Annotated in this window: 22 protein-coding genes; 9 read left to right on the top strand and 13 right to left on the bottom strand. The window is 72.0% G+C overall.

Annotation, left to right across the window (positions count from 1 at the left end):
• Positions 1–46: 46 nt before the first annotated feature.
• From ABZ860_RS16980 to ABZ860_RS16965, 4 genes are all read right to left on the bottom strand, one after another.
• A complete protein-coding gene (locus tag ABZ860_RS16980; RefSeq protein WP_357220751.1) occupies positions 47–2,971 on the bottom strand; it encodes a UPF0182 family protein in 2,925 nt (974 codons plus the stop codon).
• A gap of 239 nt (positions 2,972–3,210) precedes the next feature.
• Complete coding sequence (locus tag ABZ860_RS16975; RefSeq protein WP_357220749.1) at positions 3,211–4,257, bottom strand: PDZ domain-containing protein; 1,047 nt, start codon at positions 4,255–4,257, stop codon at positions 3,211–3,213.
• A gap of 43 nt (positions 4,258–4,300) precedes the next feature.
• Positions 4,301–4,726 (bottom strand): molybdenum cofactor biosynthesis protein MoaE, encoded by a 426-nt coding sequence (locus ABZ860_RS16970; RefSeq protein WP_357220748.1) that lies wholly within the window; start codon positions 4,724–4,726, stop codon positions 4,301–4,303.
• A gap of 57 nt (positions 4,727–4,783) precedes the next feature.
• Positions 4,784–5,854, bottom strand: a complete 1,071-nt coding sequence (locus ABZ860_RS16965; protein ID WP_357220747.1) for an NAD-dependent epimerase/dehydratase family protein — start codon at positions 5,852–5,854, stop codon at positions 4,784–4,786.
• 133 nt (positions 5,855–5,987) lie between these two features.
• On the opposite strand from ABZ860_RS16965, the gene ABZ860_RS16960 reads away from it, so the two are divergent.
• From ABZ860_RS16960 to ABZ860_RS16950, 3 genes are all read left to right on the top strand, one after another.
• Complete coding sequence (locus tag ABZ860_RS16960) at positions 5,988–7,202, top strand: zinc-dependent metalloprotease (RefSeq protein WP_357220795.1); 1,215 nt, start codon at positions 5,988–5,990, stop codon at positions 7,200–7,202.
• A gap of 41 nt (positions 7,203–7,243) precedes the next feature.
• Complete coding sequence (locus tag ABZ860_RS16955) at positions 7,244–7,786, top strand: NUDIX domain-containing protein (RefSeq protein WP_357220746.1); 543 nt, start codon at positions 7,244–7,246, stop codon at positions 7,784–7,786.
• An 81-nt stretch (positions 7,787–7,867) separates the two neighbouring features.
• Positions 7,868–8,875, top strand: coding sequence for an endonuclease/exonuclease/phosphatase family protein (locus ABZ860_RS16950; RefSeq protein WP_357220745.1), 1,008 nt, complete (start codon positions 7,868–7,870; stop codon positions 8,873–8,875).
• A 16-nt stretch (positions 8,876–8,891) separates the two neighbouring features.
• Here ABZ860_RS16950 and ABZ860_RS16945 read toward each other — a convergent pair whose 3' ends face one another.
• The gene (locus ABZ860_RS16945; protein WP_357220744.1) at positions 8,892–9,467 is read right to left on the bottom strand and encodes a hypothetical protein; all 576 of its coding nucleotides are present in this window, start codon (positions 9,465–9,467) and stop codon (positions 8,892–8,894) included.
• On the bottom strand, positions 9,464–9,979 hold the full coding sequence (locus ABZ860_RS16940) for a M48 family metallopeptidase (protein WP_357220743.1): 516 nt from the start codon (positions 9,977–9,979) through the stop codon (positions 9,464–9,466). Before ABZ860_RS16940 ends, ABZ860_RS16945 begins: the two co-directional genes overlap by 4 nt.
• 200 nt (positions 9,980–10,179) lie before the next feature.
• On the opposite strand from ABZ860_RS16940, the gene ABZ860_RS16935 reads away from it, so the two are divergent.
• Together ABZ860_RS16935 and ABZ860_RS16930 are read left to right on the top strand one after the other, a co-directional pair.
• Positions 10,180–11,268, top strand: a complete 1,089-nt coding sequence (locus ABZ860_RS16935) for a ThiF family adenylyltransferase (RefSeq protein ID WP_357220742.1) — start codon at positions 10,180–10,182, stop codon at positions 11,266–11,268.
• A 112-nt stretch (positions 11,269–11,380) separates the two neighbouring features.
• Entirely contained in the window at positions 11,381–12,724 is a 1,344-nt protein-coding gene (locus ABZ860_RS16930; RefSeq protein WP_357220741.1) for an AarF/ABC1/UbiB kinase family protein, read from the top strand.
• Between the two features lie 16 nt (positions 12,725–12,740).
• Here the strand turns inward: ABZ860_RS16930 and ABZ860_RS16925 are convergent, their stop codons facing one another.
• The 6 genes from ABZ860_RS16925 to ABZ860_RS16900 form a co-directional block, all read right to left on the bottom strand.
• Entirely contained in the window at positions 12,741–13,178 is a 438-nt protein-coding gene (locus tag ABZ860_RS16925; protein ID WP_357220740.1) for a hypothetical protein, read from the bottom strand.
• 269 nt (positions 13,179–13,447) lie between these two features.
• The gene (locus ABZ860_RS16920) at positions 13,448–13,630 is read right to left on the bottom strand and encodes a hypothetical protein (RefSeq protein WP_357220739.1); all 183 of its coding nucleotides are present in this window, start codon (positions 13,628–13,630) and stop codon (positions 13,448–13,450) included.
• Positions 13,631–13,667: 37 nt separating this feature from the next.
• Positions 13,668–13,931: a WhiB family transcriptional regulator gene (locus tag ABZ860_RS16915; protein ID WP_030507395.1), complete on the bottom strand. Its 264-nt coding sequence runs from the start codon at positions 13,929–13,931 to the stop codon at positions 13,668–13,670.
• A gap of 121 nt (positions 13,932–14,052) precedes the next feature.
• A complete protein-coding gene (locus tag ABZ860_RS16910) occupies positions 14,053–14,343 on the bottom strand; it encodes a hypothetical protein (RefSeq protein WP_357220737.1) in 291 nt (96 codons plus the stop codon).
• A gap of 112 nt (positions 14,344–14,455) precedes the next feature.
• Positions 14,456–15,352, bottom strand: coding sequence for an acyl-CoA thioesterase II (locus tag ABZ860_RS16905; protein ID WP_357220736.1), 897 nt, complete (start codon positions 15,350–15,352; stop codon positions 14,456–14,458).
• Between the two features lie 24 nt (positions 15,353–15,376).
• Entirely contained in the window at positions 15,377–17,473 is a 2,097-nt protein-coding gene (locus ABZ860_RS16900) for an ATP-dependent DNA helicase UvrD2 (RefSeq protein ID WP_357220735.1), read from the bottom strand.
• Between the two features lie 75 nt (positions 17,474–17,548).
• Between ABZ860_RS16900 and ABZ860_RS16895 the strand changes: the two genes are divergently transcribed.
• Together ABZ860_RS16895 and ABZ860_RS16890 are read left to right on the top strand one after the other, a co-directional pair.
• Positions 17,549–18,574, top strand: a complete 1,026-nt coding sequence (locus ABZ860_RS16895; RefSeq protein ID WP_357220734.1) for an alpha/beta hydrolase — start codon at positions 17,549–17,551, stop codon at positions 18,572–18,574.
• A gap of 76 nt (positions 18,575–18,650) precedes the next feature.
• Positions 18,651–18,890 (top strand): mycoredoxin, encoded by a 240-nt coding sequence (locus ABZ860_RS16890; RefSeq protein WP_142571384.1) that lies wholly within the window; start codon positions 18,651–18,653, stop codon positions 18,888–18,890.
• Position 18,891: 1 nt separating this feature from the next.
• Here ABZ860_RS16890 and nudC read toward each other — a convergent pair whose 3' ends face one another.
• A complete protein-coding gene (gene nudC / locus ABZ860_RS16885; protein WP_357220732.1) occupies positions 18,892–19,812 on the bottom strand; it encodes an NAD(+) diphosphatase in 921 nt (306 codons plus the stop codon).
• Between the two features lie 123 nt (positions 19,813–19,935).
• Between nudC and ABZ860_RS16880 the strand changes: the two genes are divergently transcribed.
• Both ABZ860_RS16880 and ABZ860_RS16875 read left to right on the top strand, forming a co-directional pair.
• The gene (locus ABZ860_RS16880) at positions 19,936–21,114 is read left to right on the top strand and encodes a siderophore biosynthesis protein (RefSeq protein ID WP_357220731.1); all 1,179 of its coding nucleotides are present in this window, start codon (positions 19,936–19,938) and stop codon (positions 21,112–21,114) included.
• Positions 21,099–22,718: an IucA/IucC family protein gene (locus ABZ860_RS16875; protein WP_357220730.1), complete on the top strand. Its 1,620-nt coding sequence runs from the start codon at positions 21,099–21,101 to the stop codon at positions 22,716–22,718. The genes ABZ860_RS16880 and ABZ860_RS16875 overlap by 16 nt, the downstream gene beginning before the upstream one ends.
• Position 22,719 lies beyond the last annotated feature (1 nt).

Here is a 22,719-nt window from a genome sequence, read left to right as displayed (position 1 = left end):
GCAAACCGGAGCCCCGCGCCCGTGGGGACGCGGGGCTCCGGAAGGGTCAGCCGCTCGGTGTGGGGCTGGGCGTCGCACCGGCCGGTGGACTCCCGCTCGCACTCGGACTGGCGCTCGCGCTCGGGGCGGGGGACGCCGTCGAAGCGGGCGTCCCACCCTTGAGCTTGGCCAGGTCGTCCAGCGCCTTCTTCAGCGAGGTCTGCGCGTCGCCGTACGCCTTCCAGTCGGGCGGGTCCGCCGACAGCGCCTTCTGCGAGTCGTCGTACGCCCGCTGGGCCCGCCCGAGCGCCGACGTCAGCGCCGCGGAGTTCTCCGGCGGGGTGACCTGGCCGGGTGGCTGGTTCGCCATCTGGTCGGGCGTCTGCTCCGGCGGCGTGGCCACGGTGCCGCCGAACACCTGCTCCAGCGCGTTGCCGAGCGTGGGCCCGAAGCCGACCTTCTCGCCGTACAGGACGAGCACCCGGCGGAGGGTCGGGTACTTGCCCGAGGTCTCGGCGCGCGGCTGGATGTAGACCGGCTCGACGTACAGCAGGCCGTTGCCGAACGGCAGCGTGAGCAGGTTGCCGTACAGCACGTCGGTGCCGCCGCCACGCAGCAGGTTGAGCTCGGTCGACACCGTGGTGTTCGACTCGAACAGGTTCTGCGCCTGTGGCGGACCCTGGATCGCGGTCGTGCTCGGCAACTGGAGGATCTCCAGTGGCGGGTTCGGCGTGGCGGCCGTCGCGTCGACCGCCATGAACGCCGCCATGTTCTGCCGCTGGTTGGGCACGAACGTGGTCGTCAGCGAGAAGCGCTCAGTCTCGCTGCCCGGCATCTTCATCGTCACGTAGTACGGCGGCTGCTTGCTCTTGCCGGTCGCCGGGTCCTCGGGGACCTTCCAGAAGTCCTGGCCGCCGAAGAACGCGTTGGCGTCGGTGACGTGGTAGGAGGTGAGGATCTCCCGCTGGGCCTTGAACAGGTCGGCCGGGTAGCGCAGGTGGGCGCGCAGCGCCTGGCTGATCTGCGACGCCGGCTTGACGACCCCGCCGAAGGCCTTCTCCCAGGTCTTCAGCACCGGGTCGGCCTCGTCCCAGGCGTACAGGGTCACCGTGCCGTCGTAGGCGTCCACGGTCGCCTTGACCGAGTTGCGGATGTAGTTGATCTCGTCCCTGGGCACCTGCGGCACGCCGAGGCGGCTCGACTGCACGTCGGTGGTCAGCGACTCCAGGCTCTTGCGCTCGGAGTAGGGGTAGGAGTCCGAGGTCGTGTACGCGTCCACGATCCAGACGATCCGCCCGTCCACCACGGCCGGGTACGGGTCGCGGTCAAGCGTGAGGAACGGCGCGACCTGCTGGATGCGCCCCACCGGCTCGCGGTTGTAGAGGATGCGGGACTCGGAGTTGATGTTCGAGTTCAGCAGGAGGTTGGTCTCGCCGTACTTCACCGCGTAGAGCAGGCGGCGGAAGAAGTTCCCGATCGAGACGCCGCCCTTGCCCTCGTAGGTGCTGTCGACCTGGCCGGTGTTGTTCTGCTGGTCGGCGCCCGGCTGTCCCTGCTGCGGGTAGTCGAGCTCGATCTTTTTGCCCGACTTGGGACCGCCGACGATCGAGTAGTCGGGCGAGTTCTCGCCGAAATAGACGCGGGGCTCGTAGTCGCCGAGGTCGCCGACCGGCGGGATGTCGCGCTCGCTGAACTCCGGCAGGCCGCTGCTGTCCACCTTGTTGCCGGGCGCGGCGACGAAGCCGAAACCGTGCGTGTAGACCAGGTGGTCGTTGATCCAGTTGCGCTGCCCGTCCGGCGGGCGGCCGATCTCGCGGACCGCCACCACCGTGTCGCGCGGCTTGCCGTCGACGGGATACCTGTCGATGTCGAGCTGCTCGGGGAACTGGTAGTACCCCTTGATCTGCTGCTTCTGCTGGAACGTCGGGGACAGCAGGCTCGGGTCGAGCAGGCGCATGCCGGGGATGGCCGACGCCTCGGTCTGCAGCACGGAGGCGTCGGTGTCGGTCTTGGCGCTGTACTCCGTGACCTTCGCCGTGTCGACTCCGTAGGCTTTTCGAGTCGCGTCGATGTTGCGCTGGATGTACGCCTGCTCCTTGCTCTGCTGGTTCGGCTTGACCTGGAACTGCTCGACCAGCGAGGGATACACGGTGCCGATCAGGACGGCCGACAGCACGAGCAGTCCGAACGCCACGCCAGGGAACATCCCGCCCGGCCTGATGACGCCGGCGAAGAAGATCAGCGCGCAGATGAGGGAGATGACCGCGAGGATCCCCTTGGCCGGGAGCACCGCGTGCACGTCGGTGTACGACGCGCCGAAGACCTTGCCGCGGTCGGAGAAGACCAGGCTGTACCTGTCGAGCCAGTAGGCCGCGGCCTTGAGCAGGACGAACACGCCGAGCAGCACCGACAGGTGCGCCCGGGCGGCCCGGGTGGCGTGCACCCCGCCGGGCGAGGAGATCCGGAAGCCGCCGTAAAGGTAGTGCACGATCGTGGCCGCGATGATCGACAGCACCACGGCAGTGAACAGGAAGTTCAGCAGCATCCGCAGGAACGGAATCGTGAACACGAAGAACGACAGGTCGAGGCCGAACTGCGCGTCCTTCTCGTTGAAGGGCGTGCGGTTCACGAACTTCAGCCAGGTCCCCCACAGCCCCGCCGTGGACGAGCCCGTGAACAGGGCAAGGACGCCCATGCCCACCAGGAAGACCAGCCGCCGGTGCGGGTCGAGGGCGACCCGGTAGCGGTCGGCGCCCTGCGGCGCTCCGAACATTCCCGGCCCGAACATCGGGCGGGTGCGGTGCGCGAGCACCATGTTGCCGCCCACGATGGCGATCATCAGGGCGGCGCCCACGATGAACAGCACCACCTGGGTGAGCAGCATCGTGGAGAACACCGAGGAGAAGTGCACCGAGTCGTACCAGAGGTAGTCGGTGTAGATCCCCGAGAAGACCAGCAGTAACACGACGATCGCCACGACGGCGATCAGCACGGGTATCAGAAGGCGCGGCCGTCGGGGCAAGCGCACCGCCCGTCCGGCTCCGGGGCTCCGGAAGCTCAACGCTCAACCCCTTGTCTCAGATTGGCAGGGCCATGATTGTCAGAGGGCAACGGTCCGTGCTTGGAAACCTACACCGCGACCGGCGTGGTCGTGGTAACAGATCTGATCGTTATCAGGACGCCGTGTACAGCAAGACGGGCAGGTCACGGCCCCAGCGCCCGCGGCGCGGCTCAGCCGGCCGGGCAGGCGGGGACCTCGCCGGAGTGATTACGCAGGGCGTCGATCGCCTTGATCGCGCCGTCCAGCGTCTCGACCCGCACCAGGCGCAGCCCGGCGGGCGTGGCCTTGACGGCGTCGGCGCAGTTGCCTGCGGGCGTGAGGAAGACCGTCGCGCCGGCCCGGCGCGCGCCGACCATCTTCTGCTCGATCCCGCCGATCGGGCCGACCTGGCCGGCCGGGTCGATCGTCCCGGTGCCCGCGATCGACATGCCTCCGGTGAGCGCCCCCGGCGTCAGCTTGTCGTAGATGCCCAGCGAGAACATCAGGCCCGCGCTCGGCCCGCCGACCTCGCCGACACTGATGTCGACCTTGAACGGGAACCGGTAGCCCGAACGCATCTGGACGCCGACCTTGGCCTTGCCGTCCTTGCCGGCCACGGTGCCGACCTGCACCTGCGTGGAGGCGCCGGCGCGCTTGACCGTGAACATCACCCGCTGGCCGGGCTTGCGGCTCTGCACGGACGCCGCGACGGACCCCAGCTCGCCCACCGTCGTGCCGTCCACCGCCGTGATCTCGTCGCCCGGCTTCAGCTTCCCGTCGGCGGGCGCCCCCTTGTCGGTCTCGGCGACCGTGACCACCTTCTCGATGGGGATCTTGAGGGCGTTGAGCGCGGCGGCGGTGGCCGACTGCTGCGAGTCGGTCATCTCCTGCGTGTTCTGCTCCTCGACCTGCTGGGCCGAGGTGGACTTCGGGAACAGCGTCTCCTCCGGCACCACGGCCACCGTCGGGTCGAGCCAGCCGCGCAGCGCGGTGAGCAGGTCGAGGCGGTTGTCGGGCCCGCCCTGGTAGGCGACGGTGACCAGGCTCAGCCTGCCCTGCGTCGGAAAGGTCTCGTGACCCGAGATCGTGATGACCGGTTTGCCCTTGACGTCACCGATCGTGTTCTCGGTGGGGCCGGGGCTCAGCACGACGTACGGCACCGGCAGCATGGCGCCGATCACGGCCAACGCGAGCGCGAGGAAACCCGCGACCAGCAGGGTCAGAGCGCGTCGGGACATGGACGAACTCTATGCGTTCCGGGCTCCGGGCATTCCGGGTGCGCTACTCGCAGGCGCCGACCCACTCGGTGCCCCCGTCGGCGAACACCTGGTGCTTCCAGATGGGCACCTCGTGCTTGAGGTCGTCGATCAGCCTGCGGCAGGCCTCGAACGCCTCGCCGCGGTGCGGGCAGGCGGCCGCCACGACGACGGCGATCTCCCCCAGGCGCAGGTCGCCCACCCTGTGGACGGCCGCCAGCGCCGTCACCTGGTGATCGGCCGCCACCTTCTCCGCGACCCTGCGCAGATGCTCCTGCGCGGACGGGTGCGCCGAGTAGGACAGAAGCGTCACCGGCCTGCCGCCGTCCTGCTCGCGTACGGTGCCGACGAAGACCGCCGTGCCCCCGGCGGCGTGGTCCTCCACCGCGCCCAGCACCTCGTCCACGGACAGCGGGGTGTCGCGAATGCCCAGCAATCGGATGACGTCCACGTTCCCGAGGGTAGTGCCTGAGCAGGATCAGATGCGGCCCTGTCAGACGCGGCGCTGTCAGGTGCGGCGCTTGCGGCGAGCCGCGCGGACGATCGCGGCCGTGCCGATGACCGCGACGGTCGCGCCCGCGGCGGTGATCGTGGCCTCCTTGCCCGACAGGCGGCGGCCGACGACCGCGTGCCTGCCCTCGCACAGTTCGAGCAGTTCCCGCAGGGCGGCCTCGTTGGTCCAGGCCGGCTTCCAGCCCGCCTCCCGCAGCGCCACGCCGTCGACCACCCAGGGATAGACCACGTAGTGCAGGTCGGTCGCGGCGGTCGGCGTGATGCCGAGCCGGTGCAGCCGCTGCGCGGTGCCGAACGTCACGCCCGCCGGCAGTTCGAACCGCTTCAGGCCGGAGATCTCCTCCACCTGCTCCATCTCCAGCCAGCCCTCGGAGCCGACCGCCACGACCCCGCCGACCCTGCCCAGGGCGGCGGCCTCCAGCGCGGACACCAGGTCGTCGACGTGGCAGAACTGCCAGCGCGGCAGGCAGCCCTTCACCACGAGCAGCCGCGGCGCCTCGAAGTGGCGCGTGATGACGGTGTCGACGCCCGGCCCGACCAGGGCGGCGGGTCGCAGCACGGTCACCTCCAGGCCGGGATGCGCCCGCAGCGACCGCCGCACCAGGGCCTCGATCTCCAGGTGGTCGCCCACCAGCCCGGTGTCGGGCTCGGCCGCGACCGGGGCGTCCTCGGGCAGGGGCACCGGGTTGTCCGCGGCGGCGCCGTACACCATCGCGCTCGTCACCAGCACGACCCGCCGCACCCGGGCCGCGGCGCAGGCCGTGAGCACGGTCTGGGCGGCGCGCAGGTTGTAGCGGCGGCGCTCGGCGGGATCGGTGTCGAGCGACTCGTCCGTGCCGAGATGCACCAGGACGTCCACATCGGAGATCCGGTTCGCCAAGAGCGGATCACGAATGTCGAGGACCCGCCAGGTGACGTCCGGGACGTCGCCGCGCTGCTCGTCGATGGCCACCACGCGGCGGAAATCCGCAGACGAGGCCACCTTCGCGAGGAACGCCCGGCCGAGACCGGAGGCGGCGCCGGTGACGGCGACGACGGGGGGACGCAGGCGTTTCGAGGTAGGCACGAGGTCCTCACTTTGCACTGATCCGCCCCACGGCGGATAACGTGGCGGATGTGGACTCCTCCATCCTGCACGAGGTGGCGCGGTGACTGACCTGCCAGGTCGCGAAAACGACCCCAACGACAATCCGTTCGCCATGTTCGGCAGCCCGGAGCAGATCGCCGCGGCCATGCGGCAGTTCGCCGACATGCTGTCCGCCTCACCGGAGGCCGGGCCCGTCAACTGGGACATGGCGAAGAACATCGCACGGCACGCCGTGGTCGCCGAGGGCGATCCGAGCGTCATGGAGGGCGAGCGGCGTCAGATCGTCGAGGCCCTCAACCTGGCCGACCTGTGGCTCAACGAGGTGACCACGCTGCCGAGCGGCGTGACGACCCCGCAGGCCTGGAGCCGGTCGGAGTGGATCGAGAAGACGATCCCGGTCTGGAAGCAGCTGTGCGATCCCGTCGCCGCCCAGATGGTGGAGACGATGGGCGGCACGCTCGGCGGGGCGGGCCTGCCGCCCGAGGCGCAGGCCATGGCCGGGCCGCTCATGGGCATGCTCAAGCAGATGGGCAGCATGATGGTCGGCCAGCAGATCGGCCAGGCCCTCGGCTCGCTCGCCCGCGAGGTGGTCGGCTCCTCCGACATCGGCCTTCCCCTGTCCGACACCGCCGCCCTGCTGCCCGGAGGCGTCGCCGCCTTCAGCAGCGGCCTGGAGACGCCCTCGGACGAGATCCGCCTCTACCTCGCGCTGCGCGAGGCGGCGCACCACCGGCTCTTCCAGCACGTCCCGTGGCTGCGGGCGCACCTGCTCGGCGCGGTCGAGGAGTATGCCCAGGGCATCACGGTGGACGTGTCCGCCCTGCAGGACAAGCTCCAGGGGCTCGACCTCAGCGACCCCGAGCGGATCCAGGAGGTCCTGGGCGGCGGCGAGCTGCTCAAGCCCGAGGAGACCGAGCGGCAGAAGGCCGCGCTCACCCGGCTGGAGACCGCGCTCGCGCTGGTCGAGGGCTGGGTGGCCACGGTGGTCGACGCCGCCGCCGAGGGCAAGCTCCCGTCCGCCGCGGCGCTGGCCGAGACCGTACGGCGCCGCCGTGCCACGGGCGGCCCGGCCGAGCGGACCTTCGCCACGCTGGTGGGCCTGGAGCTGCGTCCGAGACGGCTGCGTGAGGCGGCCGCCCTGTGGAAGGCCCTGGGCGACGAGCGCGGGATCGAGGGCAGGGACGCCGTCTGGGGCCACCCCGACCTGATGCCCACCGCGGACGACCTGGACAACCCCGAGTCGTTCGTGAAGGGCGAGGCCGAGTTCGACCTGTCCGCGCTGGAAGAGCCCAAGGAGCCCGGCTCCGGCGGGGAGACCGGCGAGTAGCACCGGCCTCGGGGTTCGCCGGCTGTCGGTAGGCTGCGCCGGTGAGCCTGCATCGTGACGCGCAAGCCGTACTGGCCGGATGGGTCGCGCCCACCCCCGAGGAGGAGCGGCTCCGCGAGGAGTTCCTGACGCACCTGCGCAGCCACGAGGACGCGATGTGGCGCGAGTGCGCTCCCGGCCATCTCACGGCGACGACGGCCGTCCTGTCGCACGACGGCGAACGGGTGCTGCTGACCCTGCACCCCAAGGCCGGGATGTGGCTGCCCATGGGCGGGCACTGCGAGGCGACCGACACCACACTCGCGCAGGTCGCCCTGCGCGAGGCCACCGAGGAGTCGGGCATCCCCGGGCTGACCCTGCTGGACGGGCCGCTCGCCCTCGACCGGCACAAGGTCTGGTGCCACCCGCCGCACAGCTGGCACCTGGACGTCGAGTACGGCGCGGTCGCGCCGGCGGGGGCCGAGGCGGTGATCAGCGACGAGTCCCTCGACCTGCGCTGGTTCCCGGTGGAGGAGATCCCGGAGCTGAGCGACGAGGCCACCCGGCGGCTGGCCCGCCGCGCCCGGTCGCTGTGCCGCGCCTGACTTCGGCACCGCCTGACTTCTGCACCGTTCGTGCACGTCTCCCTTACACCGCGGTTCGCATGCGGTGGTTAGTGTCGCCACATGACCAAGGTGGACGTGGGAGGTGAGATCGTCTCCCCCCAGCGCCGGAGGCTGCGGGTCTCCCCGCTCCTGGCGTGGATCGCGGTGGCGCCGTTCGCGGCCTGGGCGGTGGCCCGGCTCGCCGGCGTCGACGGCGCCGTCCATATCCGGGGAGTCGGCGTCGCGCTGATGACGGGTACCCCCTACGTCGCGGCCGCGTCGCCGGTGGCGGTGCTGATCGCGCTGGCCGCCCGCCGCGCGGCCGTGATCGCGGTGGCGGTGGCGGCGACGGTCCTCCTGGCCGCCATGGTCCTGCCCCGCGCGGCCGGCTCGGCCCCCACCGCCACCGGCCCGTCGCTGCGGATCCTCACGGTCAACCTCTTCTTCGGCGCGGGCGACGCCGCGACCGTGGTGGACCTCGTGCGCAGGCTCGAACCGGACGTGCTCAACACCCAGGAACTCACCCCCGAGGCCGTCGAGGCGCTGGACGCGGCGGGCGTGGCGAGGCTCCTGCCGTACCGGCACCTGGAGGACGGGCCCGGGCCCTCGGGCAGCGGGATCTACGCGCGCCACCCCCTGACCGAGGCGCCCGACTTCGTGCCCGAGGGCGGCCACAACATGCCGAGGGCCCGGCTCACCCTGCCGTCCGGGCCGCCCGTGGAGATCGTCGACGTGCACACGCTCGCCCCGCTGAGCGGTCCTGACGCGGCTCAGTGGACCGCTGAGCTGGCGGCGCTCCCGGCCGCGTCCCCCGGCGTCGTACGCGTCCTGGCGGGCGACTTCAACGCGAGCCTCGATCACGCGGACCTGCGCGCGGTGCTCGGACGGGGATACGCGGACGCCGCCGACGCGACCGGCGACGGCCTGACCACCACCTGGCCGGCCGACAGGCGGTTCCCGCCGTTGATCACGATCGACCACGTGCTGTACGACGAGAGGGCGTCGGCGGTGGACACCAGCGTTCACCAGGTCCCCGGCAGCGACCACCGGGCGTTGTTCGCCGAGCTTCGCCTGCCAGAACGCCTGTGACCCCTACAGGCAGGGCTCAGGTCAGCAGGGCCCGGGTGTTGTCCCAGCCCTCGAGGCCGGGGTCGAGGCGGGCCACGTCCTGCGGCTTCCTGAGCCGGTGCCAGCCGGGACCGGTGGCGACCATGCGAGGGCCCGGCGCCCGGCGGCGCATGGCGGCGACGACGTCGGGTTCGTCGAGGTCGGGCGCGGCCCACTCGGGGACCGGCAGGCGCGCCGCCACGGCGACGGCGCCGCCACCCTCGGCCGGGCAGACCGCGAGGTGCGCCCGCCCGAGTTCCCGGAAGAGCTTTCCGATCAGCAGGGGCGGCAGGTCGGGGGCGTCGGCGCTGACGATCACGCCCTCTTCCTCCGCGGGCAGCGCGGCGAAGGCGTCGGCGGGTGAGGCGATCGACACGACCGGTGTGCCCGGCCAGGCGATGTCCTCGAGCCCCGGCACGCCGGCCGACAGGATCACCGGCCGCACCAGTTCGAGCCCGGCGACCATCTCGTAGGTGTCCTCGGCCATCGCCGTCAGGAACTCGGCCGGGTCCACGCCGGGCGGAGCCGCCTCCGCCATTCCCGGTGTGACCAGCACCGCGGCGACGCGGGTCAACACTCCTCCGGGGCGCCGTTGGCGGCCATCGAGAAGCCCTCAAGGAAGCCCCTGGCACGTTCCGCCCGAGGGTAGCGCTCGACGAGGGCCCAGAACCGCGGGCCGTGGCTCGGCACGAGCAGGTGGACGAGCTCGTGCATGATGACGTAGTCGACGACCCAGGCCGGCATGCCCCGCAGCCGGGCCGACAGCCTGATCGTGCCGTGGTCGGGGGTGCACGAACCCCACCTGTGGAGCTGGTTCTCCACCCAGCGCACACTGGCCGGCATGGCCTTTCCGTCCAGGTAGCGCGCCGACAGCTCCATCGCCCGTTCGAGCAGGTCGTCGTCGCTCGGGCGTCTTCGCTGCTCCTTGGCCGCAAGGCGGTCGAGCATGCGGCGTACCCACTGCTCCTCGTCGGTCGTGCTCAGACCAGCCGGAAGCAACACGATGGTCTTGTCTCCATCGCGGTACGCGGAAACGGTTCGCCGCCGTCGTGCGCTCCGACGAACCTCGACTGTCTCGGGGGGCACATATGAAAGGTAGCCGACACGCGCCGAATTCCACAGGGGGTGGTACACGTTCTCCCTGGTCAATCGGGCGAACGTGACCTTGCGGGCGTGAAAACTACGGGGTTGCGGATATTCACCAACCACGATCACCCCGGTAATTATCCACAGCCCCGCTGGTTCCGACGCCGGGCCATCCCGGCATATGACAAGGTCTGGCGACTATGAGACCTCGCCTCAAGCCCGTCCTTCGCCGGGTCGAACGGGACGGCCGCACGCTGCAGTTCGGTGTCCATCCGCTGCGCGCCGTCGTGCTGACCGGCGTCGAACCGCCCGTACGCCGCCTGATCGACGGCCTGGACGGCACCCGCACCCTCCGGCAGGCGGTGGCCGGCAGCGGCCTCGACGAGGCGTCCGCCCAGGAGGTGGTCGCCCGGCTCGCCGCGCACGGCCTGATCGAGGACGCCGCGGCCCGGCCGGAACCCCTCGCCGGCCTGCCGCTGGCCGAGCGGGACCGCCTCCGCCCGGAGCTGGACAGGCTGTCGCTGACCTCCACCGACGGCGGCATGGGCGCCCTGTCGGCGCGAAGGGCGGCCCGGATCCGCGTGTACGGCGCCGGCCGGGTCGGCGCCCGGGTCGTCACCCTGCTCGCCGCAGCGGGGGTGGGCCACATCTGCGTGGTCGATCCCGGCACGGCCACCGCGGCCGACGTGGTCCCCGGCGGGCTCGGCCGCGCGGAGATCGGGACGACCCGCGAGGAGGCCGCCGTGCTCGCGGCCCGGCGGATCTCCCCCGCCGTCAACGCCTGGCCCGGCCGGGCCGCCTCCCGCCTGTCCGACGGCGGGGTGCGCCCCGACCTCGTGATCCTCGCGCCCGCCGATCCGCTCGACGCCACGCTGGTCCACGAGATCGTCACCGAGGGCGTGGCGCACCTGCTCGTCTGCGCCTTCGAGGGGCACGGCTCGGTGGGGCCCTTCGTCGTCCCCGGGCTCACCCCCTGCCTGCGCTGCCTCGATCTCACCCGTCGCGACCGGGACCCTTCCTGGCCGCTCGTGGGCGCCCGGCTCGGGGGTTACCCGGCGGGCGAGATCGCCTGCGACGTGGTGCTGTCCTGCCTGGTCGCCGCACAGGCGGCAGGTCAGGCACTGGCCTATCTCGACGAGGGACGCGCGCCCGGCGGCCTGCTGGAGGTGTCGCCCGGATGGCGCTGGCGGCACCGCGTCTGCGAGCCGCACCCCGACTGCGGCTGCGTCCGGAGCGGCCCGGCACGCCTCTCACCGGCGGAAACTCCCGTCACGGCAGCGATGGTGTGACCAATCTCATAGACCGCCTATTCCCCCGAGTGGCTCGCGACCGCCGGAGCCGGGGCGGCAAGGCGATCGGAAATTGTGGTCGAAAGTACTCTTCATCGCCGACAATGGTCGTGTGAGTGACCTTCCCCACCGTGCCGTGACCCGCTCGGCAAAGCTCGCGACACTCCCCCTCGGGTTCGCCGGCCGCACCGCGCTCGGACTGGGCAGGCGGCTCGGTGGCGCCTCCGCGGAGATCGTCGCCCAGGAGATCCAGAAGCGTACAGCCGACCAGATCTTCAAGGTGCTCGGCGAGCTCAAGGGCGGGGCGATGAAGCTCGGCCAGGCCCTGTCGATCTTCGAGGCCGCGCTGCCGCCCGAGATCGCCGGGCCCTACCGGGCGACGCTGACGCGCCTGCAGGACGCCGCGCCGCCGCTTCCGGCCGCCACCGTCCACCGGGTCCTGACCGAGCAGCTGGGCGACGACTGGCGGGAGAACTTCCTGGAGTTCGACGACCGGCCGAGCGCCGCGGCGTCCATCGGGCAGGTGCACCGCGCCGTCTGGCACGACGGCCGCCCGGTCGCCGTGAAGATCCAGTATCCGGGGGCGGGCAAGGCCCTGATCGCCGACTTCAACCAGCTCGCGCGGCTCGGCAAGCTCTTCGGCGCGCTGCTGCCCGGCCTCGACATCAAGCCGGTCCTGGCCGAGCTGAAGGAGCGGGTGTCCGAGGAGCTCGACTACCTCAGGGAGGCCGAGGCCCAGCACGCGTTCGCGGAGGAGTTCCGCGACGACCCGGACTTCCACGTGCCCGCCGTGATCGCGGCCAACGAGCAGATCCTCGTCTCCGAGTGGATGACGGGAACCCCGCTGTCCAGGATCATCGCCGACGGCACGCAGGAGGAGCGCAACCACGTCGGCCTGCTGTTCGTCCGCTTCCTGTTCTGCTCCCCGGCCCGGGTCGGGATGCTGCACGCCGACCCCCACCCCGGCAACTTCCGGCTCATGGAGGACGGGCGGCTCGGCGTGCTGGACTTCGGGGCGGTCAACCGCATGTCCGACGGCTACCCCGTCGCCTTCGGCAGGCTCACGCGCATCTTCAACCAGGGCGACATGGACGCGGTCGTGCGCGGGCTGCGCGCCGAGGGGTTCATCCGCCCGCACATCGAGGTCGACGTCGACGCCCTGCGGGCCTTCCTCGCGCCGTACGTCGAGCCGACCCGGGTCGAGGAGTTCGCCTTCAGCAGGGAGTGGCTGCGGGAGCAGGCGGCGGCCGTGGCCGACCTGCGGCCGAACAACGTGGTCCGCCAGCTCAACCTGCCCGCGTCGTACGTGCTGATCCACCGTGTGCACGCGGCCGGGGTCGGCGTGCTGTGCCAGCTCGGCGCCACCGCCCGCTTCCGCGACGAGGTGGTGCGCTGGGTCCCCGGCTTCGCCGACGAGACGGGAGAGTCCGAGGACAGCGCGCTCGCCCTGACCTGAGCCCGCGCGCTCCGGGCTATCGGCCGCCCCGGTTCTCGACCGTCCGCAGGTTCTGGTTGATGACGCAGCGGTTGATCCCTCGCTTGCAGTTGCCGTTGAGGGTGTTGGTGAAGACGCTGACGCTCGACACCTGCTGGATCCCCACGAACGTGACGGCGCTGTTGGCAGCGGGGGCGTTCACGTTGCGCCGGCCCCCCGAGATCTGCTTCGGCGGGCTTTTGATGGTGGGCGAGTTCGCGGTGTTGGTGCCCTCGGTGACCTGGGTCGCTCCGTCGCCGTGACCGTCGCCGTGACCGTGGCCACTGCCATGGCGGGCCACCCGGAGTGCTCCGGCGATCGGCGCGGCGCCGGCCTCCGGCATGACCGAACCCCACAGCCCGATGACGAGCGCGGTGACGGCGAGCCGTCGCGCACCAGCAACGAGATCAAGCGCGCCTGACGTCCGGTCGCCCATCCGAGTCCCACCCACCGCTCGCACACCACTTCGCCTGCCGCCCATGACCATCCGGCCGCCGGGGGCGCTCCGCTCATACCCCGCGGTCCTGGCCGGTTCCCACGGCAGGCGATCTTCTGTGCGTCCGGTGATCACTTCTTTACGAGCACGGCCTTTACGAGCACGGCTTCCGTGAGCACGGCCTCCATGAGCACGGGCGAAGGCCCGGGCCGTTCGCCGGTCCCGGGCCTTCGTCATCGGATCGCACCGTTGGTCGCGTCAGGCTCGCTTCACATGCGCGCCAGCGCGGAGCTCAGCCGCCGGGACGCGCGCTCGGCCTGCCGGCGTGCCTTCTGCACGCTCCTGATCCGGCCGGCCAGCCGCTCCTCAGCCGCCTCGCGGTGAAGGGTTCGTATTCGCTCATGCGCCAGTTCTTGATGCAGATACAGGGCGGTGATCGGGGAGATGCTCATCTGGATCGTTTCCTTCCGGAAATGCTGTGGTTGCTGGTCAGGCGGCGACAGGAGACTTGCGCGGGCGCCCACGGGGACGCTTGCGGGGCACGACGACCCCCCGCAGGATGAGCTCCCCGCCCCAGACGCCCCACGGCTCCTCGCGCTCCAGCGCGCGGGCCAGGCAGGCCTTCTGGATCGGGCAGCCGCCGCAGAGCGCCTTGGCGAACTCCACGTCCTCGGGAGACTCGGCGAACCACAGGTCGGGCTCGGTACGACAGGGGATTTCGGCTTCGATCAGGTCCATGACCGGGGCCGCCATCTGCGTCACCTCTTTGAATGGATTGGTCTGGGTGTCCTCGTTGTGGGGTGTGGATTCGTGGCCGACAAACAAGAAGGCCGCGGATCCTGGTGCGGATCCGCGGCCCGGAGGTGGAGACCGGTCAGGGTATGACTGGTCCTCTCCAGGCATAGTGCGGACCCTGCGCACCGCCGCGAGCGGCGGCGCGGATCTGCTCATCGCCCATCGGCCGGTGCACATAGACCGGACGCTGGACAAGGTTGCGGTGGCTGGCCGGGCGGGCGAACACGCCGAAGGCGGCCGAGCCCGAGACCCCGGCGACCGGAGTCAGGGCCGGGGCGGCCTCGCCACGCCGCAGTTTCGTCGGCATGACAATGGCGGCCGGGCATGCGGAGGCGAGCCACAGCGCGCGGGACGTCGTCGTGTTCCTCACTGGACTCACCTCCATTTCAGTGCGATCGCGCCGGACCTGAGCGTCCGGCTGACTTGTCCAAGACCCTAAACCGCCGCGGCAGGGTGGGCAACCTATTTTCTACCTGCGATTTTCACGACTTCGTGACATCGGGATGCAGCGCGGGCGACACCCGGATGAGGCATTCCTGAACCACGGATACGGCGAGTTCCCCTGCGGCGGTGAACATCTGCCCGCGGGCGAGCCCGCGCGCCGCCCCCGACCAGGGCGACTCCTGGGCGTACAGCAGCCATTCGTCGGCCCGGAAGGGCCGGTGGAACCACATCGCGTGGTCCAGTGACGCGCCGGACACCGCCGAGGACCCCCAGGCGAGCCCGTGAGCCAGCAGCACGGTGTCCACCAGAGTGAAGTCGCTGGCGTAGGCCGCGAGCACGACGTGCAGCAGCGGGTCGTCGGGCAGGTCGGCGTCGTACCGGAACCAGACGTTGTTCTCCGGCGTGACCAGGGCGGGGTCGTGGGCGGCCTCCCACGTCAGCGCGTTCACATACCGCGCGTCCACCGGGCGCGGCTTGGCCAGCAGCTCGCGCCAGCCCGGCTCGTCGCCCACGACGTCGAGCATCCGCTCCTGGAAGGTCGGCAGGGTCTCGGGGTCCGGCACCTGCGGCATGCGCGCGGCCTGGTGGCTCACGCCCGGCTCCTCGACGTGGAACGACGCCGACATCGAGAAGATCGCCTTGCCGTGCTGGATGGCCGTGATGCGCCGGGTGGTGAACGACCGCCCGTCGCGTACCCGCTCCACGTTGTAGACGATCGGGACGGCCGGGTCCCCCGGCCGGATGAAGTAGGCGTGCAGCGAGTGGACCATCCGGTCGGACGGCACCGTACGGCCTGCCGCCACGAGCGCCTGCGCGGCCACCTGACCGCCGAAGACCCGCTGGATGCGCTCCTCCGGACTGCGCCCCCGGAAAATGTCGAGCTCGATCGGTTCGAGGTCGAGCAGGTCCAGCAGCTCCTTCAGGGCCGAGTTCACAGGGGCCTCCAGCGCACGCGGGTATTACTCGTCGGTAACACTATCGGCGCCGCGGCAGAGCTCGAGGACCGCGTCGCCATACCGCTCAAGTTTGACGCGTCCGATTCCGGCGATCGCGAGCAGGTCCTCCTCAGAGCCGGGCACCCGCTCGGCGATGGCCTGGAGGGTGACGTCGGTGAAGACGACGTAGGCCGGCACCTTGGCCTCCTTCGCCGCCGCCGTGCGCCACGCCCTGAGCCGTTCGAGCAGGGCCTCGTCGTAGTCCGCGGGGCAGGTCGCGCAGCGGCCCAGCTTCTGCTCGGCCGCGGCCGAGAGCGTCTTGCCGCAGATCCGGCAGTGCAGCGGCGCCGCCGACCGCTTCGCCCGCCCGCCCGAGCCTCCCGGCCGCTCGGCCCGGGCCGGGCTCGCCGTACGCGGGGACAGCCCGTCGAGGAAGCGCGACGGCCTGCGGGCGCGGCGGCCTCCCGGCGAGCGGGCGAGCGCCCACGACATGTGCAGGTGCTCGCGGGCCCGGGTGATCCCGACGTACAGCAGCCGCCGCTCCTCCTCGACCTGGTCCGGCGTCTCCGCGTAGACGATCGGGACCATGCCGTCGGTGAGGCCGACGAGGAAGACCGCGTCCCACTCCAGGCCCTTGGCGGCGTGCAGGGAGGCGAGCGTCACGCCCTCGACCGGCGGCGCGTGCTGCTCCATCGCCCTGCGCTCCAGCTCGCCGACGAACCGGGGCAGGTCGGCGCCCTCGGCCGCCATGTCCTCGGCCAGGTCGGCGAGCGCCTTGAGCGACTCCCACTTCTCCCTGGCCTTGCCGCCTCCGGGCGGCTCCGCGGTGAGCCCGATGCCCGAGAGGATCGCGTGCACGGCGGGCGCGAGCGGCTCGTCGGCCGACGACCGGGCCGCGCCGCGCAGCAGCACCACGGCCTGGCGCACCTCGGGGCGCTCGAAGAACCGCTCCGCCCCGCGCAGCAGGTAGGGCACGCCGGCATCGGTGAACGCCTGCTCGTACGCCTCCGACTGGGCGTTGACCCGGAACAGCACCGCGATCTCGCGGGTGGGCACGCCGTCGGCCATCAGCTTCTTGACCGTGAGCGCCACGCCGAGCGCCTCGGCCTGCTCGTCGTCGTACTCGGTGAAGACCGGCTCGGGTCCGTCCGGCCGCTGGGCGACCAGTTCCAGCCGGTGGGGCGAGCGCGCCATGACGCGGTTGGCCAGCGTGACCACCTGCGGCGTCGAGCGGTAGTCGCGCACCAGCCTGATCACGGCAGCCGAGGGATGCTCGACGGCGAAGTTGGTCAGATAGTGGGGCGTCGCGCCGGTGAACGAGTAGATGGTCTGGTTGGGGTCGCCCACCACGCACACGTCGTCGCGGCCGCCGAGCCAGGTGTCGAGCAGCAGCTTCTGCAACGGGTTGACGTCCTGGAACTCGTCGACCACGAAGTAGCGGTACTGCTGGCGGATCTGCGCCGCGACCTCGCGGTGCTCGGTCATCACCGCGGCCGTGAGCTCCAGGATCGTCTCGAAGTCGATCAGGTTGCGCTGGCGGCGCAGGCTCTCGTACCCCTCGAACAGCCGCGCCACCTCCTCGGGCGCGATCGGCGGGGTGCGCCGCGCCTTGACGGCGGCCGCGGGGTAGTCCTCGGGGCCGACCTGGGTGACCTTCGCCCACTCGATCTCGCTCGCGACGTCGCGCAGCTCGCCGCGGTCGGGGTTCCTGCGCAGGCGCCTGGCCGCCTCCACGAGCAGCGGCAGCTTCGACTCGACCACCTGCGGCGGGTCGCCGCCGATCACCCGCGGCCAGAAGTAGCTGAGCTGGCGCAGGGCCGCCGCGTGGAACGTGCGGGCCTGCACGCCGGGCGCCCCGAGGCCGCGCAGCCGCTGCTTCAGCTCGGCCGCCGCGCGGGTCGTGAAGGTCACGGCGAGCACACCCTGCGGCTCGACGACCCCGGTGTGCACGGCGTACGCGATGCGGTGCGTGATGGCGCGGGTCTTGCCGGTCCCCGCCCCGGCCAGCACGCACACCGGTCCGCGCACCGCCTGGGCGACCTCGCGCTGCTCGGGATCCAGACCGTCGAGGACGTCCAAGGAGCGGCTCCCAACATGCGTTGCGGACGTTGTTACTGGCATCATCCTTCCAGCAGCCGACCGAGCGTGTCCCGGGGACCGGTCGGCGCACGACGCGACATCGGGGAGGAACACGCCGTGGCCACCGCGGTCCGAACTTCTTTAGGCGTGGGCGCCGCCGCCCTCGCCGCCCTCATGCTCGCCTCGCCGGACGCCAACGCGGTCACCTCGGCGGGCGCCCCCGTCCACCGCCCCTCCGCCTCCCCCACTCCGTCCGCGGGGCCCTCCACGCGGCCCTCCACGGGGCCCTCCGCCTCGCCCTCCGCGAGCCCGTCGCCCTCGCCGTCCCCTTCGGCCTCGCCCTCGCCGGCGCTCACGCCGCCCGACGTGCGGATCCGCACCTACGCGTACGGCTCGCACGCGCGCCAGATCATGGACGTGTGGTGGCACACCGTCGGCCCGCGCCGCCCGGCCGTGTTCGTGATCCACGGCGGCTGGTGGTCCGGGGGCGACAAGAAGTACATGACGTCGATCAGCCGCAGCTACTCCGAGCTCGGCTACACGGTCGTGAACCTCGACTACCGGCTGTCGGGCGACGCGGCCTGGCCGGCGCAGCGCACCGACGTGATGACCGCCGTCAACGCCGTGCGCAGGCACGCGGCGTTCTTCAACACCGACCCCAGCCGCTACGTCCTGGTCGGGTTCTCCGCCGGCGGCCACCTCGCCGCCGCCGTCGGCGCGTACGGCGACGGCCGGCCGGGGCTGCGCGGCGTCGTCGGGATCTCCCCGCCCGTCTCGCCGCTGTCGGCGTTCGCGGACGGCACCGCGTTCGGCACCAAGGAGCAGCAGAAACTGCGCAAGGCGGCGATCAAGCTGGCCGGCGGCTGCACGCCCGCCAAGTGCCCGCGCGTCTGGTCGAGCATGGAAGTGCCGTTCCACGCCTCGGCGGGCGACCCGCCGATGCTCGCCTTCCACTCCTCCGAGGAGTTCGTGCCGCCGTACCAGAGCGAGATGCTCAAGGAGTCGCTGGCGAGCGTGGGGGTCCAGATGACCGTCAAGACGATGGCCGGCACCCAGCACAGCGCCCCGCTCTACCGGGAGCCGGGGGTCGCGGAGGCCGTCCAGGCCTGGATCGTCGCCCGGCTGGGACGCGTCGCCGGATAACCGGGAACACGCGGCGCGCTCGCGATGTTGCCATGACTGCTCTCGGCAACAGTGATGCGCACGGAAGGGACGACAGATGGCGCTGACGGTTTACACCACGAGCTGGTGCGGCCCCTGCAAGCGGCTCAAGAGCCAGCTCACCCGGGAGGGCATCGTCTTCAGCGAGGTCGACATCGAGCGCCACCCGGACGCCGCCGATTTCGTCGCGAGCGTGAACAACGGCAACCAGGTCGTCCCCACGGTGGTCGCGGACTGCCACACCATGACCAACCCGTCGGTCGCCGAGGTGAGGCGGCACCTCGAAGGCGCCTGCTGAGTCACCAGTCGGTGTCGGGGATCGGCGCTCCGTACCAGGTCTCGATCAGCCGCCGGGCGATCGAGACCTGGCCGGGCAGCACCAGGTCGCCGGAGCGCACCTGAGCCTCCAGCTCCTCCCTCGACAGCCAGCGGGCCTCGGCGATCTCCTCGAGGTCCGGACGCAGGTCGGTGGTGACGGCGCGGGCGAAGAAGCCGAGCATCAGGCTGCGCGGGAACGGCCAGGGCTGGCTGCCGAGATAACGCGGCGCGGTGACGGCGACGCCCACCTCTTCCAGCACCTCGCGGACCACCGCGTGCTCCAGCGACTCCCCCGGCTCGACGAACCCGGCCAGCACCGACATCCGGCCCCGGGGCCACTCCGGCCCGCGGGCGAGCAGGATGCGGCCCTCGTCGTCGTGCACCAGCATGATCACCGCGGGGTCGACGCGCGGGAAGTGCTGGCTGCCGTCGCGCGGGCACACCCGCATGTGGCCCGACGCGGTGACGTCCGTGAGGCTGCCGCACCTCGGGCAGTACTCGTGGGTCGCGTGCCAGGCCTCCAGGGCCACCGCGTAGACGAGGAGACCGGCGTCGCGGTCGTCCAGCAGCACCGCCGCCTCCCTGAGGCCCACGGTGTCGCCGGCGCCGTGGACGGGCTCGGGCAGCGGCGCGTTGACCGCGAAGTAGGGCACGCCGTCCTCGTCGACGCCCAGCAGATAGCGCGTGCCCTCCGGCGCCTCGGCGGGCGAGGTGAGCACCAGGGCCGCGCCGTCGGTGAAGCGGCGCACGAGCGTGCGGCCGTCGTGGATGAGGAGGACTCTCGTCTTCTCCGCCTCCCACGCGCGCCGCAGCCATTCCTCGTCGCCGCGCAGGGCCGCCGATCTGTCGATGGCGCTCCTCGCCAGGAGCAGGGGGCCGAGCAGTCCGTCCGCGATTTCCACGCCGTCATCCTTCCACTGCCGCCGCCCCGGCAATCTTCCCGCCCATGCCCGTTCCCTGGTCGAACGATCGACGTCCCAGGCTAGGATGCAGTCGCTTAGGTTAGCCTTACCTACGGAGGGCCGGTGCGGCTGTACCTCACCACGCTCAACCCGACCGACTCGGTGACCGGCGGGTTCCTCCCCGCCGCGGCCGCGCTGGGCTGGGACGTGACGATACTCACCGACCAGCCTGATCGGTATCCGGGGTACGACGTCGTGGCGACGGACGTGCGCGACCCCCGGGCGGTGATCGACGCGGTCGCCGCCCACCACCGGCCCGACGTGATCTTCTCCAACTCCGACCACCTCCAGGCCGCCACCGCGCTCGCCGCCGGGTATTTCGGCCTGCCCGGCAAGGACTGGCGGGCCTGCGTCACCGCCAAGAACAAGGCGCTCACCCGCCGCGCCCTCGCCGCCGTCGAACCCGTCAGGTCCGTACGGCTGCCGCCCGGCGGACGGGTGCCGGAGGGCCTGCCGTACCCGGTCGTGGTCAAGCCCGCGCTGGGCGTGGCCAGCGAGGACGTCATGCTGGTGGACGGCCCGGACGCGCTGGCCGCCGCCGTCGCGGCGATCAGGGAGCGGCGGCCGGAGGAGGTCCTGGTCGCCGAGGAGTTCCTCCAGGGGCCGGTACGCACGCTGGAGACGCTCGGCGACGGCACCACCCGGAAGGTCGTCGGCGGGTTCGCCACCACGCTCGGCCCGCTGCCGCACTTCGTGGAGGAGCGCCTGGACTGGCGGCCCCCGGACGCGGACCACCTGGCCCACCTGAGCGCGGCGCTCGACGCGGCGGGGGTCGGCTTCGGGATGTGCCACACCGAGTACGCCGTCACCCGCGACGGCCCCCGCGTCATCGAGATCAACTATCGGCTGATCGGCGACAACTGCGACTTCCTGCTGGCTGACCTGCTCGGCGTGCCCCTGCACCAGTGGATCCTGCGCGTCCACGCGGGCGAACCGGTGCCGGAGTGCGATCCGGACGGCCTCCGCGCGGCGTACGGATCCGTGGTGAGCCTCGTGGCCGAGCGCTCCGGCACGGTCACCGCCGCCCCGCGTGACCTCCACCCGGCGGACCTGTCCCTGCCGGAGACGGAGGACGGCGTGCGGCTGTGGCACCGGGCACTGCGCGGCATAGGCGATCATGTCGAGGTGACGGGCACGAACCGCGACTACCTCGGCCTGCTCCGCGCCACCGGCCCCGACCGCGCGAGCGTCGACGCCGCGATCGACGCCTTCAGGAAGGAGCACCCTTGGGTGCTCGCATGATCCCGGCGGCTCGCGATCATCAGGAGGCCGCCGGCGGGGAGCCCTACCTGGCCGCGCGGGTGCTCGACGCCCTGCTGCGGGAGGACTACGCCGGGATCTCCGCCAGGGTCACCCACGACAAGGACGGGGTCGCCGTCGTCCTCGCCTCGGGACGGCGGGTCGGGCTCGCCGCGGGCAGCCCGTTCCAGGACTTCGCCACGGCCCCGTACGAGCGCCTGCGCCTGGCGGAGGTCCTGGAGACGCTGGAGGCCGTCGCCCATCCCGCCGACGCCGAGGGGGTCGCCGCCTTCGAGCGGGAGTGCCACGAGGCGCTCGCGGCCCTGGAGGCCCACTATCGGATGCGCGGCGAGGTGGCGCGGCGGCTGCGGATGCGGCACGGCCTCATCCACTACGAGTCGCTGGCGGCCGCGGTGGACCATCCGCTCTATCCGACGGCCAGGTGCCGCCTCGGGGTCTCCCCCGCCGACCTGGCGGCCTACGCCCCGGAGTTCGCGCCGGAGTTCGCCATGCGCTGGACGGCGGCGCCGCGCGAGCGGGTGACGCTCTCCCTGCCGGATCTCCCGGCATGGTGGCCGGTGCCCGGAGACGTCGGGCTGCCGCCCGGCCTGGCCCGCACGCACGTGCTCCTTCCCGTCCATCCGCTGGCGGAGCCGCTGGTGGCCGGACTTCCCGGGCTGGTCGCGGGACGCGAGCCGTACCTGACCGTGCGGCCGACCCTGTCGACCCGGACGGTGGAGGTCTCCGAGCGCGTCCATCTCAAGGTGCCGCTCCCGGCCAGCACGCTCGGCCTGCGCAACCGCCGGTCGATCAAGCCGGGCACCCTGCGGGACGGCGCGCTTGCCGAGTCGCTGCTGCGCGAGATCCTGACGCGCGAGCCCGGCCTGCGCGTCCTCTTGGCCGGCGAGCAGGCCTACGGGCACGCGGAGCACGAATACCTGGGCTGGCTCGTCCGTCACCTGCCCGAAGGGGAGATCGTGCCGGTCGCGGCCCTGCTCGCGCCGCTTCCCGGCTCCGGTGGGCGGCTCGTCCTGCACGAGGTGGCCGAGCGCCACCACGGCGGCGACGCGGAGGCGTTGCTGCGCGACTACCTCGCGGCGCTGCTCACCTGGAACGTCACGCTGTTCGTCCGGTACGGCGTCGCGCTGGAGGCCCACCAGCAGAACCTCGCGCTGGTGTTCGGCGACGGGCCCATGCGGCTGCTGGTCAAGGACAACGACGGGCTGCTGGCCTCGCCCCGGCGGCTGCAGGCGGCGGGGATCGAGGCGCCCGGCTTCGGGGACGAGCGCATGCTGACCGACGACCCCTACGCGCTCGCCGACGTCTTCGTGACGATCACCCTGCATCTGGCCGCCATGGCCGTGGCCCACGGCGCGCTGCCCGGCTCCGCCGCCACGCTCGTCGGACGGGCGCTGACGGCCGCGCTGGAGCCGCACGGGGACGACCCGATGGCCCGGCTGCTGCGGGCGCGCACGCTGGAGGCCGCCCGCCTCACCGGCAAGTCGATGGTCGTCGCCGGGACGCTCGTGGCCAAGGACCGCACCGGGGCCAGGGACGTCAACAAGTTCTACGGCACGACCGGCCCCAACTACCTGAGGGGTGCCTGAG

Origin of the sequence: Microbispora sp. NPDC046973, from assembly GCF_040644495.1 — a bacterium.
Lineage (GTDB): Bacteria > Actinomycetota > Actinomycetes > Streptosporangiales > Streptosporangiaceae > Microbispora.
This window is presented reverse-complemented; position numbering and strand designations above follow the sequence as displayed.